A 16,305-nucleotide genomic window follows, 5' to 3' on the forward strand; every position below is an offset into this window, starting at 1 on the left:
CATGCTGCACACCACCCACCCGGCCGGCCACCCACGCCGACCCGCCAGAACCGCCTGGCTGCGCCCGCTGGCGCTGGCACTGGCACTGCTGCCCGCCACCAGCCATGCGCTGAGCGACAACCAGCTGTTCGAGGCGCGCGACGCCTTCCGCAAGAACGACCTCGCCACCCTGAACAACATCAGCCAGCAGGCCGACAGCGGCCTGCTGGACAACTGGCCAGCCTACTGGCTGGCACTGAAGCAACTGGAAAAAGGCGACAGCGTACCGGCACGCGCCTTCATCAACCGCAACCGCAGCGGCTACCTGGTGGAACGCACGCTCAACGAGCTGCTGGAAGACCTGGGTCGTCGCGGCATGTGGGACGAGCTGCTGCAGGCCGCACCCGCACTGGCCGACAGCGGCCGCGACGAAGAAACCGGCTGCTACATCAGCCTGGCCACCCTGCAACGGCGGCAGAGCGTCCGCCCGGACAGCAATCTGCTGTCCACCACCCTGCCCGATGGCTGCGCCCGCCTGATCGACGAACAGGCCAGCCGCCGCCTGCTGACCCAGCCACAGGTGGAAGCCCGCCTGCGGCTGCTGCTGAACGGAAACTTCCAGAGTGTGGCGCGCCGCCTGGCCACTGCCGCCGGGCTGGATGGCGAATTCTTCCGCAGCGGCGGCAACGAGCAGCAGGTGCAGGCCATCGTCAAACTGGCGCGCAGCAACTTTGGCAGCGCCATGGAAAACCTGGCCACGGCAGCGCCGGCGCTATCCAAGGCGCAAGCAGGCTTTGCCTGGGGTCAGCTGGGGCTGGCCGCTGCCCGCCGCCTGGACATGGGCCAGGCCCTGGCCGCCTTCGACCTGGCCGACCCGGAGCAACTCACCGAGGAGCAATGGGAATGGTGGCTGCGCGCCGCGCTGCGCCAGCAGGACTGGGGCCGCGTGGAACGCATCAGCCGCGCCATGCCGGCAACCATCGCCAGCAAGGGCGCCTGGCAGTACTGGCGCGCCCGCGCGCTGCGCGCCCTGGGCCGTGGCGCCGAGGCCAGCCCGCTGCTGGTGAAAACCAGCTTCGAACACAACTACTACGGCCTGCTGGCACGCGAAGAGCTGGGCACCTCGCTGGAAGCCCCGCCGGAACGCCCCCAGACCAGCGGAGCCCAGCAGCAGTTGGCCGCAGAGCTGCCGATCCGCCAGGCGATGGCGCTGTTTGCGCTGGCAGAACGCAGCGGCCGTGCCGAATGGCGCGAGGAAGGCCGCCGCGTGTGGCGCTGGGCACTGCGCGAGCGCAGCGACGAGCAGCTGCTGGCCGCCGCCGAACTGGCCCGCAGCCAGGGGCAGTTCGACATGGCGATCTACGCCGCCGAACGCACCAAGAGCAGCCACGACTTCAGCCTGCGCTACCTGGCCCCTTACCGCGAGATCACCCGCCCCTACGCGCAGCAGCTGGAGATCGACGAAGCCTGGGTGTATGGCCTGATTCGCCAGGAAAGCCGCTTCTATAATGTAGCGCGCTCCGGCGTGGGAGCCAGCGGCCTGATGCAGCTGATGCCGGCCACCGCACGCTGGGTTGCGGGCAAGATCGGGCTGGGCAATGGCTACCAGATCAACGACATCGATACCAATATCCGCCTTGGCACCTGGTATCTGCGCCATGTGCTGGACACGCTGGACAGCCAGCCGGTGCTGGCCACCGCCGCCTACAACGCCGGGCCGGGCCGCGCGCGCGGCTGGCAAGCCAGCCTGCCGCTGGAGGGGGCCATCTATACCGAAACCATCCCCTTCAACGAAACGCGGGACTACGTGCAAAAGGTACTGGCCAACGCGGTGTACTACGCCGGCGCCTTCCGCCAGCCTGGCGCCACGCTGAAGCAGCGCCTGGGCGTGATTCCACCACGCTAGGCCGATACATCACAGGGAGAACGCGACATGAAGATTGCCATCATCGGCGGCGCCGGCTTCATCGGCAGCTATATCGCCGAATACCTGAGCCGCGACGGCCATCGCCTGAGCATTGCCACCCGCCAGCGCGAGCGGCACAAGGGCAAGCTGATTCCGCTGCCCGGCTGCGAGCTGGAAGAGTGCAATGTGCACGACCAGCAGCAGCTGCGCGCGCTGCTGGCAGGCCACGACGCGGTCATCAGCATGGTGGGCATCCTGCACGGCAGCCGCGCCGCCTTTGAAAAGGCACATGTCACGCTGGTGGCCGGCATCATCGACGCCTGCCGCAGCAACGGCATTCAGCGTCTGATCCACATCAGCGCGCTGGGCGCGGCGGAAGATGCACCCAGCGACTACCAGCAGACCAAGGGCAAGGGCGAGGCGCTGATCAAGGCCAGCGGGCTGGATTACACCATCCTGCGCCCGTCGGTGGTGTTCGGTGCCGGAGACAGCTTCCTCAACATGTTTGCCGACCTGGCCCGCATCGCCCCGCTGCTGCCGCTGGGCGGCGCCGATACCCGTTTCGCACCGGTATGGGCTGGCGACGTGGCCCAGGCCGTGGCCGCCTGCCTGCGCACCCCGGCCAGCAGCGGCCAGTCGCTGGACCTGACCGGCCCGCGCGTCTACACCCTGCGCCAGCTGGCTGCCTACGCGGCCAAGCTCGGCGGCCACCCGCGCTGCGTCATCGGCCTGCCGGAAGGCATTGCCATGCTGCAGGCCACGCTGATGGAGCTGCTGCCCGGCCCCACCTTGCTGAGCCGCGACAACGTACGCTCGCTGCGGGTGGACAACATCAGCCCGCAGCCTTTCCCCACCGCCCTGCTGGGCTTTGCGCCCACAGCGCTGGAAAGCATCGCCCCGCAGTACCTGGGCGCCACGGAAAGCAACCGCCAGCTGGATGCCTACCGCGAGAGGGCCGCGCGGTAATGAAAAGCTACATCGTCGGCGGCGCGGTACGCGACCGCCTGCTGGGCCTGCCGGTGAAAGACCGTGACTGGGTGGTGGTGGGCGCCACGCCGCAGGCCATGCTGGCCAAGGGCTTTCGCCCGGTAGGCAAGGATTTCCCGGTGTTCCTGCACCCCAGGACGCAGGAGGAATACGCACTGGCCCGCACCGAGCGCAAGGTTGGCCGCGGCTATCACGGCTTTACCTTTCACGCCGCACCGGACGTCACGCTGGAAGAAGACCTGATCCGCCGAGATCTCACCATCAACGCCATTGCCGAGGACGACGACGGCACGCTGATCGACCCCTACGGCGGCGTGGCCGACCTGCGTGCCGGCGTGCTGCGCCATGTCAGCCCGGCGTTTGCCGAGGACCCGGTGCGCATCCTGCGCCTGGCGCGCTTTGCCGCCCGCTTCGGCTTTGCCGTGGCGCCGGAAACCATGGCGCTGATGCGGCAGATGGTGGCCAACGGCGAGGTGGACGCGCTGGTGGCGGAACGGGTATGGCAGGAGCTGGCCAAGGGGCTGATGACCGACAACCCGTCGTGCATGCTGCTGGTGCTGCGCGAATGCGGCGCGCTGGCGCGGCTGCTGCCGGAAGTGGATGCGCTGTTCGGCGTGCCACAGCGTGCCGACTACCACCCGGAGATCGACACCGGCGACCATGTGCTGCGGGTGCTGGATTACGCCGCGGCCAACGCCCAGCCGCTGGCAGTGCGCTTTGCCTGCCTGATGCACGACCTGGGCAAGGCACTGACCCCGGCCGAGATCCTGCCGCGCCATATCGGCCACGAGCCACGCGGCGAGGCGCCGCTGCTGGCGCTGTGCGAGCGGCTGCGGGTACCGGCGGAGTGTCGCGACCTGGCGCGCATCACCCTGCTGAACCATACCAAGGTACACACCGCCTTTTCGCTGCGCCCCGACACCGTGCAACGCCTGCTGCGCGACTGCGACGCCCTGCGCCGCCCGGAGCGCTTCGCACAGATGCTGGCCGCCTGCCTGGCCGATGCGCGTGGCCGGCTGAACTTTGAAAGCTGCGACTACCCGCAAGCCGACTACCTGGCCGCCATGCTGGCAGCGGCGGCCAGCGTGGATGCCGGCGCGGTGGCGCGCGATTGCCACGACAAGAAAGCCATCCCGCTGGCAGTGGATGCCGCGCGGCTGGCGGCACTGACCGCGTGCAAGCAGGCTTGGCCGCATCCGGCCGCATAAGTCAGGCGACGTCACCGCCCCGTGCAGAAACGACAAAGCCCTTTCGCTACCGCGAAAGGGCTTTTTGCATCACTGGAGCTGTTCTGCTGTTACCAGCTCAATCGCTGAAGGTGAACTTGCCGCTGGCATCCTTGCGCGGCTGCAGGGTAACGCCGAAATCCGGGAACAGGCCACGGCGCACCTGCCAGGTAAGCAGCAGGGTCAGCAGCGCCAGCAACAGCAGCCATACCTCCAGCAAGCCACCGGCCATCGCCTGCTGCACCAGTTGCGGCAGACGAATCAGGGTGTACAGCAGGTAGACATTGAATGCCGCCGCCTGGTAGCGGGAAAAACCGGCGGCAAAGGCCAGCGGCACCAGCGCATAGAACACCGCCAGCCACACGCCGGCACTACCGCCCAGCAGCTGGCCGCTGACATAGCCGGCAAACAGCGCCAGCATGGCCTGCGCCACCATCACCACGATCAGCGCGCGGTTCTTGTTGGCCATCTGCACCTGACGCGCCGGGCTGGCGGCAGATGCCAGCAGGTAAGCCAGCCGCGGGTCATGTTCCTGGCTGCGCAGTGCGGCGTAGATCGCCGACTTGGGCTGCCCCGCCTGCAGTTGCCCGGCGATGCGGGCGACAAGGTCTTTGTTTTGCATGCTGCTCTCCGAAAAGGTGGCGCATTGTGCCATGAGATCACGCTGCCGGCAGCAGCAAGCCGCCCCCCGGCAATAAGGACAACTGGATAAACAGCTACCAACCGTTTATATAAAAACAGTACAGCCAATTTCACTCGGTACCATCATGCCCAGCCACATCCTGATCGCGGAAGACAGCAGCAGCCAGCGCAGCATGCTCACCGCACTGTGCCAGCAGCTGCCAGACGTGGAGGTACACGAAGCCTCCGACGGTCGCTGGGCGCTACAGGCTGCGCGGCAGATGGCGCAAGTCGACCTGGTAATCACCGACCTGAACATGCCTGGCATGGATGGCATCGAGCTGATCGAACAGCTGTCGCGGCTGGTGCAGATGCCCACTTTGCTGCTGCTCAGCGGCCACGTGCCGGAGCTGCTGTCCGGCTGTATGCGCGCGGCGGAAGAGCTGGGCTTTCCGGCCATCGCCTACCTGGCCAAACCTATCGATGTGGACGTGTTCCAGGGCGAAGTGCAGCGCCTGCTGTTGGCCGCACGGCGCCCGGCCAGCCCGGAACGGGCCATCCCGCTGGCGGAAATCTTCAGCGGCCTGGCACAGAACCAGTTTTGCGCCTTCTTTCAACCCATCTACAGTCAGACTGAACATCGCGCGGTGCAAGTGGAGGCGCTGGCGCGCTGGCAGCACCCGACCTATGGCGTGATCGGCCCCGGCAGCTTCATCAACCGGCTGGAACACGAGGGTTTCATCGTGCTGCTGACACGGCGCATCGTGCAGACCAGCCTCGACCTGCTGGCACGCGACCCGTGTGCCAGCGACTTGCGCCTGTCGATCAACCTGTCACGCAGCCTGCTGGAGGATGCGGATTTCTTCGACTGGCTGGTACGCGAAGTGGAGTCTCGCGGCCTGCAGCCAAACCGCATCGTGCTGGAAATCACCGAAACCATGGCCTTCAGCGACCTGGGGCATACCCTGGTCACCCTGCTGCGGCTGCGCATGCGCGGCTTCGAGCTATCGCTGGACGATTTTGGTACCGGCCACACCAATCTGGAGCAGCTCAAGGAGCTGCCGCTTACCGAGCTGAAACTGGATCGCAGCCTGATCCGCGGCATCCATCACGCGCCACGCAGCCAGAGCATTCTGGACGGCATCATCCGCATCGGCCGCGAACTGAAGCTGCGCATGGTGGCGGAAGGCCTGGACAACCGCCACGACCTGGCCTATCTGCAGCATCGCTACCCGGACCTGGAATTGCAGGGCTTCCTGCTTAGCGTGCCGGTCGCTGCCGACGAGCTGTCGCGCCACCTCGGCATGGACGACAACAGCGCGCAAGCCTGATTACGGTTGCGCCTCACGCCGGCGCTGGCGCCAGTCCCACGGCGCTTGCGGCGTGCTTTGCTGCCACAAGCCCAGCCGCTGCGCTTCGGCCTGCTGCTGCGCCTGCTGGTAGCGCGAAAAGTCTTCGCTGCCCTGGGTTTTCTGCGCGTACTGCCGGTAATGCCAGGCATAGCCCTGCCGCACCATGGCCAGATTGATGTCGGTATCCTGGCGCCATACGCGGCCAACGTTGCGCGCGTAGCGATCTTGCTCGATCACCTCCACCCGCACTTGCTGGCGGAACACCTGTTCCGACAGTGCCTGGCGGGCACGCTGGCCATAGGGCTGCGCCTTTTCCGGCGCGTCGATGAAGGCGAAGCGCACCTTGTGCTGTTGCTGCGCCGCATCCAGCACGGTAAGGGTGTCGCCATCGGCTATCGCCACCACCACACCCTGTATCTCGCCCGCCGCCCCGCCCTGGCTGCTCTGCTGCGGCCACAGCCAGCCCACCAGTGCCAGCAGCAGCACGATGCCGGCCAGCAGCTTGCGCCGCGGGCTGGCGGAGGAAAGCAGGGTAACGATGGCGTTCAGCTGACGGCGATTGAGTGGCATGCGGCAGATCCGTGACAACAATGACAATGAAAAACGGCCTGCCGGCCGCTTGCAAAACGAGGCCACACGCGTGGCCATGTGCAGATACTTAGTCTGACTGCTGCAGCCGGCGCGGCTGCCACAGCACATCGCTGACACCGGCAGCAGCGTTGAGCACCCGCGTCAGGATGAACAGCACGTCGGACAGCCGGTTCAGGTACTGGCGCGGCAGGGCCGGCAGGCCCGGCTCCACCTCGTCCAGCGCCACCACGCTGCGCTCGGCACGGCGGCATACCGCCCGTGCCTGGTGCGCCAGCGCGGCCGCCTTGCAGCCACCGGGCAGGATGAACTCCTTTAGCATCGGCAAGGTTTCGTTCCAGCTGGCGGCCTGCTGCTCCAGCATCGCCAGCTGGGTTTCCTGCAGCGCCTGGTAGCCTGGCACTGCCAGCTCGGAGCCCAGATCAAACAGATCGTGCTGCACTTCCGCCAGCAGCGCGTCCACTTCGGCCGCCAGCGGCTCGCAGCGAATCAGGCCGACGATGCAGTTGAGCTCGTCCACTTCGCCCAGCGCGTGGATGCGCGGCGAATGCTTGGAAACGCGGCTGCCATCGCCCAGGCCGGTGGTGCCGGCATCGCCGGTACGGGTAATGATGCGGGATAAACGGTGACCCATCAGTTGTCCTTGTTGTGCTGCGGCGCCACTTCATCCAGCGCCTCGCGCAGCGATTCTTTCAGCGACTGCGCCAGCATCATGTCGAAATCTTCCTTCATCTGCTGCATCACGCCGGAGATCAGCTGCTTGGCCTGCTGCTCCAGCGCATCCTGCATCCACAGCGTCAGTTCTACCTTCATGCGCGGCAGTACCCGCGCATACAGAGCCTCGATCAGCGCCTCCTCGTTCACGCTGCCCAGCGCGGCCATTGCGGCCAACGGCGGCGTTACCGACTCGACGCGGATGCTGCTGGCCGACAAGGCCTGCGGCTCCGGCGCTGGCGCCATGGTAAACGGCGGCACCGGCTCGTCCTGCTCCGCCATGGTGAATGGCGGCGATGCAGGCTCGTCCCTGGGTTCGACTTCCTGCACGGCAAACTCAACCCCACCCAGGCGACGCGAGCGCATCACCATGGCTTCCGGCTCGTCCTGCAGGGCAATGCCTTGCGGCGGCTCGGCATGCAGGTCACGCGCCCAGTCCAGTTCCACATCGCGGGCACTGGCGTCTGCACGCAGCGGCTGGCGCAACGGCCAGTCGCTGCCGCCTGGCAGACTGCCGGCAGCGGCACCCAGCTGCGCAGCCGCAGCAAGCGAGGCCACGTCGACGGCGCCCAGCCCACCACCCAGCACACCGCTAGGCAGGCTGTCGATGGAAATCGACTGCAAGACCGCCGGAGCCTCCGGCGGCGGCGTCATTGGCTCAGGTGCAGGCGGCTCGTCCGCGTCCGGCTCGCCATCCACCGCCACAACCGCATCATCCAGCATTTCCTGCGGCCAACCATCCTCGGCAGCAGGTTCCGCCACTGCCGGCGCGAGCTCGACCGGCGCCGGCTCAGTCAGCAATACCGTATCCGCAGGTGGCGCAGGTAGTTCCCAGTCATCGATCGTGTCCGCCATGGCGGGCTCGCCACTGGCTGACAACTCCGGGACAGACTCATCCGCTACCAGCGGCTCCGGCAAGGTAGCGGCTGCTGGCCAGTCATTCGCCAGCACCGTCGAGTCGGCACCCACCGCGACGCTTGGCACTTCGGCGGGCGCGGCAGGCTGCAGGCTGGCCAGCAAGTCGTCCAGCGACACATGGAACTGGCTGGCATCCGCGTCTGCATCCGGTTGCGGTTGCGACACGGCTTCGGCCCCCTGCCCGACATCCTGCACCGCTTCGTCCTGCACTGCTTCGGCCAGCACCGGCGGCAAGGGCCATGGCTCTGCGACCAGCTGTGCCGCTTCCGGCGGCAACTGCTCGTGCTCCGGCCACGCATCTGCCGGCGGCAACGCGGCATCCTCAGCCGCAACGGTTTCCAGCAAGGGCGGCTCGGCAGCCAGCACGTCACTGACTACCGGCGGCAGCGGCACATCCTCCACCACGGGAGCGGGTTCCGGCTGCCAGTTTTCGGCCCAGACCGGATCCGGTTCGGCGGCCTCGATCAGCGCCACCGCCGGCTCCGCCCCCTGGCTCAGGAAGGCGTCGGCCGGTAACTCCGGCATTTCCGATGGCTCGGCAAACTGCTCCAGCTGCGCCTGCAGTACGTTCAGGGCGGCAGCCGGGTTGCCCGCATGCTGGTCGTAATCATCGGCAGCAAAAACATCCACGTCCGACTGCAGCACTGGCTCGAAGCGGGCGCGGGCAAACAAGGCATCCAGCCCGGCCTCGGCACTGGGCGGCGACGGCTCCGCCTGCGGCTCTGCCGACAGGTCGAAGGCAAAATCGGCATCCGCTACTGGTTCCGAGCCAGCATCCGCCACTGGCACCAGACCCGGCAAGACATCATCCAGGCTCAGATCGCCCGGCTCGTCCACCTCCAGATCCAGCGAAGGCAGGCGCTCGATCAGCTTGCTGGCGTCCAGCGAAGCCGCGTCATCATCCGGCTGCGATTCTTCGCCCAATACGTCATCCAGCGACAGTTCCGGCGGCAGCTCCAGCTCCGGCTCGGACTGCGCCGGCATGCTGCGCGCCAGTTCGTCCAGCTCGGCGCTGAAGTCAAAGGCCGGCACTTCCAGCTCGCCAGCGCTCTCGGCAACCACTTCGGTCAGCACCGGCAGGTCCTGCAGACTCCAGCCGTTATCGCTTTGTTTCGGATCGCTCATGCCGTGGCACTCATGTTGTGATGGTGAATGTCAAAGCCCAGGTCGAGGTAGCGGCGGTAACGGCTGCGCGCCACCGTCTTGGATGCCTCGTCCTGGCCCACCACTTCCAGAATACGGGAGAAACCGGCAGGTTCTGCCGGCATTTGCGGGGAAAGGTTGAGCAGCACGCGCGAACCGGCCCCCGCCGGAAACTCGCCGGCGGCCAGCCAGATCGGCGTGACCGCGGCCTCCGGCTGCTGCCACTGGCAATGCGGGATAAAGGAAACATCGCCAAACGACCACAGTGCCTGGCTGAACTGCTGCAACGCAGCCTCGTCCGGCAGCACGATCAGCAGTGGCTCACCCTTGCGATATACCGTCTGCGCCGCCCGGCAGGCAAACTGCCGGGCATCGGCCACATCGGTATAGAAATCAATCCGCGTCATCTTCGGCTGCTTCGACCACTTCACGACGCGGACGGCCACGGCGCACCACATTGCCCAGCGCGATGTCGGCACGGTCCTGCAGGAACTGCACCAGCATCGGCACCGGGCGGCCGGTGGCGCCCTTGTCCTTGCCACTGCGCCAGGCTGTGCCGGCGATATCCAGGTGCGCCCAGTCGTAGGCCTTGGCATAGCGCGACAGGAAGCAGGCCGCGCTGATGCTGCCGCCCGGGCGACCGCCGATATTGGCCATGTCGGCAAACGGGCTCTTCAGCAGTTCCTGGTATTCGTCCCACAGCGGCATGTGCCAGGCGCGGTCGCCAACCTCTTCGCCCGCCTGCCACAGCTCCTTGGCCAGGCCATCCTGGTTGCTGTACAGGCCGGTAGCGACATTGCCCAGCGCAATCACGCAGGCGCCGGTCAGGGTGGCCACGTCCACCACGGTGGCCGGGTTGAAACGCTCGACATAGGTCAGCGCATCGCACAGCACCAGGCGGCCTTCGGCATCGGTATTCAGCACTTCCACCGTCTGGCCGGACATGGTGGTAACGATGTCGCCCGGCTTCAGCGCGCGACCGGAAGGCATGTTCTCGCAGGTAGCCACCACACAGATCAGGTTCAGCGGCAGCTTCATTTCCACTGCGGCACGGAAGGCGCCGATCACCGAGGCGGCACCGCCCATATCGTATTTCATCTCATCCATGCCCTCGCCCGGCTTCAGCGAAATACCGCCGGAATCGAAGGTCAGACCCTTGCCCACCAGCACCAGTGGGCGATCGCCCTTGTCCTTGGCGCCAAAGTGCTTGAGCACCACGAAACGCGCTTCCTCGTCGCTGCCCTTGGCTACCGACAGGAAGGAGTTCATGTTCAGCTCGGCAATCTCGGCCGGCCCCATTACCTCGGCTTCGGCACCGAACGACAGCGCCATCTCGCGCGCGGTTTCCGCCAGGTAGCTCGGGGTGCAGATATTGCCCGGCATATTGGCCAGGTCCTTGCACAGCTTCATGCCACCGGCAATCGCCAGGCCACGGGCCAGGCCACGCTCGCCATCGGTCAGGTCGCTGCGGCGCGGCACGGCCAGGGTGAACTTGCGCGGTTCCTTGGTTTCTTCCTGCTTGGACTTGAAGCGGTCGAAACGGTACAGCGCGTCCTGGATCACCACGGTGGCCTGTTCGATCATCCATTCCACGTCGTGTTTCTTCACGTGCAGCTCGGTGAGGTAGCTCACCACTTCATTGGCCTGGGTATTGCTGAGCGCCTTCACCGAGGCGCGGATCGCCTCGCGGTATTCCTTGGCGCGGAAATCGCGTTCCTTGCCCAGCCCCACCAGCATCACGCGGTCGCACAGGGCGTGCGGCACCGAGTGCAGCAGCAGCGTGGAGCCGAGCTTGCCATCCATGTCGCCACGCTTGAGCACGTCGGCAATAAAGCCATTGGAGATACGATCCAAGAGATCGGCAGCGAAAGACAGCTTGCGGGTTTCATACACGCCCACTACAACGCATGCGACGCGCTGTTTTTCCGGGCTTCCGCTTTTAATGTTAAACTCCATGGCACGCTCCACCGTTGGTATTGGGTTCTGCAAGGCGCATTCCACAGGCTTGTGGCCCAGCCGGAACCGGCCGCCCTGCCTGGTTTTCTGGCCGGCAATCAATCATTGAAACCTTTCCAATTATCACTACCCTCTAGACGCATTGTCAAAACGGGCCCTTTTTTATGCTTTTTCAAAAAAGCCTCAACCGTGAACTGACTTATACCAGTATCGGTGTTTTTTCCATTTTATTTGCCATTTTGCTCTCTACCCAGACCATCAATATGCTGGGCCGGGCGGCACGCGGCATGATTGCCGGCGACGCCATCTTCGCCCTCATCGGCTTCTGGTCTATCGGCTTCTTTCCGGTACTGATGATCCTGACGATTTTTGTCAGTGTCATCGTAGTGCTCACCCGCATGTGGCGCGAGCAGGAAATGGCGGTCTGGATGGCCAGCGGCAAATCGCTGGCCGACTGGATAGGCCCGGTGATGCGCTTTGCCGTACCGCTTTGCCTGCTGGTAGCCATCGGCACCACAGTGGTGGAGCCCTGGGCGGCGCAGCGCAGCAAGGAATACGCCGAAACCATGAAGCAGCGCGAGGACATGACCGCGCTGTCGCCCGGCATTTTCAAGGAAGCGGCCAACGGCGAACGGGTGTATTTCATCGAAAGCTACTCGGTACTTTCCGGTGCCACGCGCAATGTATTCGTGCAGCTCACCCGCCAGGGCGAGGTGTCGTCGATCTTTGCTCGCGAAGGCAAGCTGAGTTTCGACGCCGAGGGCAACCGCACCCTGGTGCTGCAGGATGGCCGTCGCTACAGCGGCGAGCCAGGCAGCGCCAATTACGAGGTAATGGAATTCAAGCGCTACACGCTGAAAGTCACCGAAGCGGCCAAGCAAGTGCACCCGCCGGTGGACAGCGAAGGCAGGACAACCCTGGAGCTGCTGGGCAGCCAGAACCCTGCCGACCGCGCCGAACTGGCCTGGCGCCTGTCGCTGCCGCTGTGCGGCATCATCCTGGCACTGCTGGCGATTCCGCTTAGCCACTACAACCCGCGCGCCGGCCATGCCTATAACCTGGTGTTTGCCCTGGGCGCCTACCTGCTGTACCAGAACCTGCTGTGGCTGCTGCGCGATGCCATTGGCAGCGGCAAGATCGGCACCGCGCTTGGCATTCTGCCTGCCCACCTGATCATGCTGGCACTGGCCTTGCTACTGCTGCGCTATCACAACCGCCCGGCACGCCCGATGCTGCAACGCCTGAAGAACCTGCTGCAAAGACAGTCGACATGAGCCTTATCCGCAACTACCTGCTGCGCCGTTTCACCGCCGCCACCCTGTTCGTGCTGGTCAGCCTGCTGGGCTTGTACGGCTTTTTTGACGCCATCCGCGAGCTACCCAACCTCGGCAAGGGCAGCTTCGATTCCTCCACCCTGCTGCTGTACGTGCTGCTGCAGGCGCCAGGCCATGCCTACGAGCTGATGCCACTGGCGGTGCTGATCGGCGCCATGGTGGCCATGTCGCAGCTGGCCAGCAGCTCGGAATACACCGCCATCCGCACCAGTGGGGTATCGCTGCGCCGCATTGCCGGCACCAAGCTGCTGTTCGGCGGCACGATGGCGCTGCTGGCGCTGTTTCTCGGCGAATACGGCGCCCCGTGGGCCGAGCAGACCGCGGAACGCATCAAGCTCAATGCCACCCATTCGCTGGTGGCGCAGGAATTCCGCTCCGGGCTGTGGGTAAAGGACGATAACAATTTCATCAATATCAGCGAGATGCTGCCGGACAACACCCTGCTCGGCATCCGCATCTACACCCACGACAACGACTACCGCCTGACCCGCACCCGCCATGCCGAGCGCGGCCACTACCTGCCGCAGCAGCAAGAGTGGCTGCTGGAAAACGTGCGCCAGTCGGATATCGGCAGCGACCGGGTACAGACCAGCAAGCAGCCACAGCTACGCTGGCAATCCATCCTGCGCCCGGAACTGCTGTCGGTGCTGCTGGTGGTGCCGGAACAGATGTCGGCACTGGATCTGACCAAATATATCGAGCACCTGCGCAACAACAACCAGAAAACCCAGCGTTACGAAATCGCACTGTGGGGCAAGCTGTTCTATCCGCTGGCCTGCATCTCGATGGCCATGGTGGCACTGGCATTCACCCCGGTAAATGGCCGCCATAACGACCTGGGCATCAAGCTGTTCACCGGCATCTGCATCGGCATTGCCTTCCACTTCTGCAACCGGCTGTTTGGCCATATGGGCTTGCTGTACAACTGGAACCCGATCATGTCGGCAACCTTGCCCACCCTGCTGTTCCTGGGAGGGGGGTTGGCCGCAATCGCACGACAGGAACGACGATGAGCGACCGCATCGAGCACTGCAAGCGCTGGCGTCAGGCACTGCAGCAGGGCCGCGAGGCCCTGGCCGCGGAATACTGCCAGCAGCGCAACGCCCGCACCTACCTGCTCAAGCACGGGCAACTGGTCGACAGCATTATCCGCTCCGCCTGGGAAGTACTGGGCATGGGCCAGCGCGCCGCCCTGCTGGCGGTGGGCGGCTATGGTCGCGGCCAGTTGTTTCCGCACTCCGACATCGACCTGCTGCTGCTGCTGCCGGAGGCCACCTCGAACAGCCTGACCAGCTTTGTCGAAGACTTCATCGGCGCCATGTGGGACATCGGCCTGGAAGTCGGCCACAGCGTACGCACGGTGCAACAATGCCTTGCCGAATCGCGCCAGGACATCACCGTGGAAACCACGCTGCTGGAAAACCGCCTGCTGGCCGGCAACCCGGTGCTGTACCACCAGCTGAATGCCGCGGTGGAAAAGCACCGCGACCCGCTGCGCTTCCTGGAAGGCAAGCTGCTGGAGCAGCAGCAGCGCCATAACAAGCACTTCGGCGTTACCAGCAACCTGGAGCCCAACGTCAAGGAAAGCCCGGGCGGCCTGCGCGACCTGCACACCATCCTGTGGATCAGCAAGGCCATCGGCGTGGGCCACAACTGGGAATCGCTGACCCGCAACGAGATTCTCACCCCGAGCGAGGCGCGACTGATCCGTTACAGCGAACGCCAGCTGGAACAGATCCGCATCGACCTGCACCTGGCCGCCCGCCGCCGCGAAGACCGGCTGATCTTCGACCTGCAGCAGCAGGTGGCCAGCATGAATGACCTCAGCGACAACAAGGCCAAGCGCGCCAGCGAGCAGCTGATGCAGCTGTACTACAAATCGGCCAAGAACGTCAGCCAGCTCAACGGCATCCTGCTGCCCAACCTGCGCGCACGCCTGCTGTGCGACGTGCCACGCATCACCCAGCGGCTGGATGAGCACTTCTACAGCGTCAACAACATGCTGGGCATCTACGACAACGACGTGTTCGAGCGCGAGCCGTGCAGCATCCTGCAGGCCTTCCTGCACATGCAGCGCCACAGCCTGAACGGCATGGCGCCACGCACCCTGCGCGCGCTATGGCACGCCCGCCGCCAGATCAATGAACGCTTCCGCCACGACCCGCAGAACCTGCAGCTGTTCATGCAGCTGTTCCGCGAGGGTCGCGGCCTGACCCGCACCCTGCGCCGCATGAACCTGTACGGCGTACTGGGCAAGTACTGGCCAGCCTTCGGCCGCATCATCGGCCAGATGCAGCACGACCTGTTCCACGTTTACACCGTGGACGAACACATCCTGATGGTGGTGCGCAATCTGCGACGCTTCGCCATTCCGGAGTTCAATCACGAGTACCCGCTACTGTCGCGACTGGTGAGCGAGTTCGACAAACCGGAGCTGCTGTACATCGCCGGCATGCTGCATGACATCGCCAAGGGTCGCGGCGGCGACCACTCGCAGCTGGGCATGGCGGATGCTGCGCAATTCTGCGACACCCATGGCATCACCGGCGACGATCGCGAACTGGTGATCTGGCTGGTGCAACACCATCTAACCATGTCCGGCATCGCCCAGAAGCAGGACATCTACGACCCGGCCACCATCCAGCAATTTGCCAACCTTGCGGCCAACCCGCGCCAGCTGGCGGCGCTGTACATCCTGACCGTGGCCGATATTCGCGGCACCAGCCCCAAGGTCTGGAACGCGTGGAAGGCCAAGCTACTGGAAGACCTGTACCACGCCACGCTGCGCACGCTGACCCGTGGCGGCCAGATCGATGCCGACTCCGAGCTGGAAGAGCGCAAGGCCGCCGCGCGCCGCCTGCTACGCCTGAATACCGTGCCGGAGAGCGCCGAGCAGGCATTCTGGTCGCAACTGGACATGGTGTACTTCCTGCGCCACGAGCCGCGCGAGATTGCCTGGCACACCCGTCTGCTCAACCGCTGCATGCACACCACCGAGCCGGTGGTGCGCGCCCGCCAGCTGGACGACAACAAGGAAGGCCTGCAACTGCTGGTGTACACACCGGACCAGCCGGAGCTGTTCGCCCGCATCTGCGCCTTTCTCGGCCGCCACAACTACAGCATTGTCGACGCCAAGATCTACACCACGCGCCACAACTACGCGCTGGACACCTTCCACGTGTTCCTGCCCGAGTTTCACGACAGCAACTATCGCGACCTGATCAACTTCATCGAGTTCGAGCTGGCCGCCACCCTGCAGCGCCGCGACCCGGTGCAACTACCGCCCAAGGGGCGACTGAACCGCCACCAGAAACACTTCCCGGTACGGCCGCAGGTAATGATCCGCCCGGACGACAAGGGCCGGCATTATGTGCTGTCGATCACGGCCGCCGACTACCCCGGCCTGCTGGCGCGCATCGCCAAGACCCTGTCCGACTATCATGTCAGCGTGAATTCGGCCAAGATCATGACCCTGGGTGGCCGGGTGGAAGACTCCTTCCTGCTGTCCTCGGCACACCTGGGCGATGACAAGACTCTGCTGGCACTGGAAAACGACCTGATCAACACTCTGCGCGTCTGAA

The 16,305-nt window shown here is 65.2% G+C and carries 13 protein-coding genes; 7 read left to right on the forward strand and 6 right to left on the reverse strand.

The features are described 5' to 3' along the window. Position 1 precedes the first annotated feature (1 nt). Genes ACFOKJ_RS16450 through ACFOKJ_RS16460 form a run of 3 tightly spaced genes read left to right on the forward strand, consistent with a single transcriptional unit; the run spans position 2 to position 4,080 of the window. On the forward strand, positions 2 to 1,885 hold the full coding sequence (locus ACFOKJ_RS16450) for a lytic transglycosylase domain-containing protein (RefSeq protein ID WP_390281638.1): 1,884 nt from the start codon (positions 2 to 4) through the stop codon (positions 1,883 to 1,885). 27 nt (positions 1,886 to 1,912) lie between these two features. Beyond that, positions 1,913 to 2,851 carry a complex I NDUFA9 subunit family protein gene (locus tag ACFOKJ_RS16455; protein ID WP_390281641.1) on the forward strand — a complete coding sequence of 313 codons (939 nt, stop codon included), beginning with the start codon at positions 1,913 to 1,915 and terminating at the stop codon, positions 2,849 to 2,851. Further along, positions 2,851 to 4,080: a multifunctional CCA addition/repair protein gene (locus ACFOKJ_RS16460; RefSeq protein WP_390281643.1), complete on the forward strand. Its 1,230-nt coding sequence runs from the start codon at positions 2,851 to 2,853 to the stop codon at positions 4,078 to 4,080. The genes ACFOKJ_RS16455 and ACFOKJ_RS16460 overlap by 1 nt, the downstream gene beginning before the upstream one ends. 97 nt (positions 4,081 to 4,177) lie before the next feature. Here ACFOKJ_RS16460 and ACFOKJ_RS16465 read toward each other — a convergent pair whose 3' ends face one another. Then, the gene (locus ACFOKJ_RS16465; RefSeq protein WP_390281645.1) at positions 4,178 to 4,720 is read right to left on the reverse strand and encodes a hypothetical protein; all 543 of its coding nucleotides are present in this window, start codon (positions 4,718 to 4,720) and stop codon (positions 4,178 to 4,180) included. A 145-nt stretch (positions 4,721 to 4,865) separates the two neighbouring features. On the opposite strand from ACFOKJ_RS16465, the gene ACFOKJ_RS16470 reads away from it, so the two are divergent. Next, entirely contained in the window at positions 4,866 to 6,050 is a 1,185-nt protein-coding gene (locus ACFOKJ_RS16470; protein WP_390281646.1) for an EAL domain-containing response regulator, read from the forward strand. Here the strand turns inward: ACFOKJ_RS16470 and ACFOKJ_RS16475 are convergent, their stop codons facing one another. The 5 genes from ACFOKJ_RS16475 to ACFOKJ_RS16495 all read right to left on the reverse strand — a co-directional run bounded on the left by ACFOKJ_RS16475 (position 6,051) and on the right by ACFOKJ_RS16495 (position 11,390). After that, positions 6,051 to 6,641, reverse strand: a complete 591-nt coding sequence (locus ACFOKJ_RS16475) for a thermonuclease family protein (RefSeq protein ID WP_390281648.1) — start codon at positions 6,639 to 6,641, stop codon at positions 6,051 to 6,053. Between the two features lie 88 nt (positions 6,642 to 6,729). Continuing rightward, entirely contained in the window at positions 6,730 to 7,293 is a 564-nt protein-coding gene (locus ACFOKJ_RS16480) for a cob(I)yrinic acid a,c-diamide adenosyltransferase (protein WP_390281650.1), read from the reverse strand. Then, a complete protein-coding gene (locus ACFOKJ_RS16485; protein WP_390281652.1) occupies positions 7,293 to 9,416 on the reverse strand; it encodes a hypothetical protein in 2,124 nt (707 codons plus the stop codon). The genes ACFOKJ_RS16480 and ACFOKJ_RS16485 overlap by 1 nt, the downstream gene beginning before the upstream one ends. Further along, positions 9,413 to 9,841, reverse strand: coding sequence for a DNA polymerase III subunit chi (locus ACFOKJ_RS16490; protein WP_390281654.1), 429 nt, complete (start codon positions 9,839 to 9,841; stop codon positions 9,413 to 9,415). Before ACFOKJ_RS16490 ends, ACFOKJ_RS16485 begins: the two co-directional genes overlap by 4 nt. Then, positions 9,828 to 11,390: a leucyl aminopeptidase gene (locus ACFOKJ_RS16495; RefSeq protein ID WP_390281655.1), complete on the reverse strand. Its 1,563-nt coding sequence runs from the start codon at positions 11,388 to 11,390 to the stop codon at positions 9,828 to 9,830. The genes ACFOKJ_RS16490 and ACFOKJ_RS16495 overlap by 14 nt, the downstream gene beginning before the upstream one ends. 164 nt (positions 11,391 to 11,554) lie before the next feature. On the opposite strand from ACFOKJ_RS16495, the gene lptF reads away from it, so the two are divergent. From lptF to ACFOKJ_RS16510, 3 genes are read left to right on the forward strand one after another with little or no spacing between them, the layout of a single operon-like run. Beyond that, positions 11,555 to 12,664 (forward strand): LPS export ABC transporter permease LptF, encoded by a 1,110-nt coding sequence (gene lptF / locus ACFOKJ_RS16500; RefSeq protein WP_390281657.1) that lies wholly within the window; start codon positions 11,555 to 11,557, stop codon positions 12,662 to 12,664. Beyond that, positions 12,661 to 13,737 carry an LPS export ABC transporter permease LptG gene (gene lptG, locus ACFOKJ_RS16505; RefSeq protein WP_390281659.1) on the forward strand — a complete coding sequence of 359 codons (1,077 nt, stop codon included), beginning with the start codon at positions 12,661 to 12,663 and terminating at the stop codon, positions 13,735 to 13,737. The genes lptF and lptG overlap by 4 nt, the downstream gene beginning before the upstream one ends. After that, entirely contained in the window at positions 13,734 to 16,304 is a 2,571-nt protein-coding gene (locus tag ACFOKJ_RS16510; RefSeq protein WP_390281660.1) for a [protein-PII] uridylyltransferase, read from the forward strand. Before lptG ends, ACFOKJ_RS16510 begins: the two co-directional genes overlap by 4 nt. Position 16,305: the final 1 nt, after the last annotated feature.

The sequence above is a fragment of the Vogesella amnigena genome (assembly GCF_042648905.1).
Classification (GTDB): domain Bacteria; phylum Pseudomonadota; class Gammaproteobacteria; order Burkholderiales; family Chromobacteriaceae; genus Vogesella; species Vogesella amnigena.

Coding starts and splice junctions, on each gene's coding strand:
- ACFOKJ_RS16450 (WP_390281638.1), top strand. CDS start 2: ATGCTGCACACCACCCACCCGGCCGGCCACCCACGCCGACCCGCCAGA.
- ACFOKJ_RS16455 (WP_390281641.1), top strand. CDS start 1,913: ATGAAGATTGCCATCATCGGCGGCGCCGGCTTCATCGGCAGCTATATC.
- ACFOKJ_RS16460 (WP_390281643.1), top strand. CDS start 2,851: ATGAAAAGCTACATCGTCGGCGGCGCGGTACGCGACCGCCTGCTGGGC.
- ACFOKJ_RS16465 (WP_390281645.1), bottom strand. CDS start 4,720: ATGCAAAACAAAGACCTTGTCGCCCGCATCGCCGGGCAACTGCAGGCG.
- ACFOKJ_RS16470 (WP_390281646.1), top strand. CDS start 4,866: ATGCCCAGCCACATCCTGATCGCGGAAGACAGCAGCAGCCAGCGCAGC.
- ACFOKJ_RS16475 (WP_390281648.1), bottom strand. CDS start 6,641: ATGCCACTCAATCGCCGTCAGCTGAACGCCATCGTTACCCTGCTTTCC.
- ACFOKJ_RS16480 (WP_390281650.1), bottom strand. CDS start 7,293: ATGGGTCACCGTTTATCCCGCATCATTACCCGTACCGGCGATGCCGGC.
- ACFOKJ_RS16485 (WP_390281652.1), bottom strand. CDS start 9,416: ATGAGCGATCCGAAACAAAGCGATAACGGCTGGAGTCTGCAGGACCTG.
- ACFOKJ_RS16490 (WP_390281654.1), bottom strand. CDS start 9,841: ATGACGCGGATTGATTTCTATACCGATGTGGCCGATGCCCGGCAGTTT.
- ACFOKJ_RS16495 (WP_390281655.1), bottom strand. CDS start 11,390: ATGGAGTTTAACATTAAAAGCGGAAGCCCGGAAAAACAGCGCGTCGCA.
- lptF (WP_390281657.1), top strand. CDS start 11,555: ATGCTTTTTCAAAAAAGCCTCAACCGTGAACTGACTTATACCAGTATC.
- lptG (WP_390281659.1), top strand. CDS start 12,661: ATGAGCCTTATCCGCAACTACCTGCTGCGCCGTTTCACCGCCGCCACC.
- ACFOKJ_RS16510 (WP_390281660.1), top strand. CDS start 13,734: ATGAGCGACCGCATCGAGCACTGCAAGCGCTGGCGTCAGGCACTGCAG.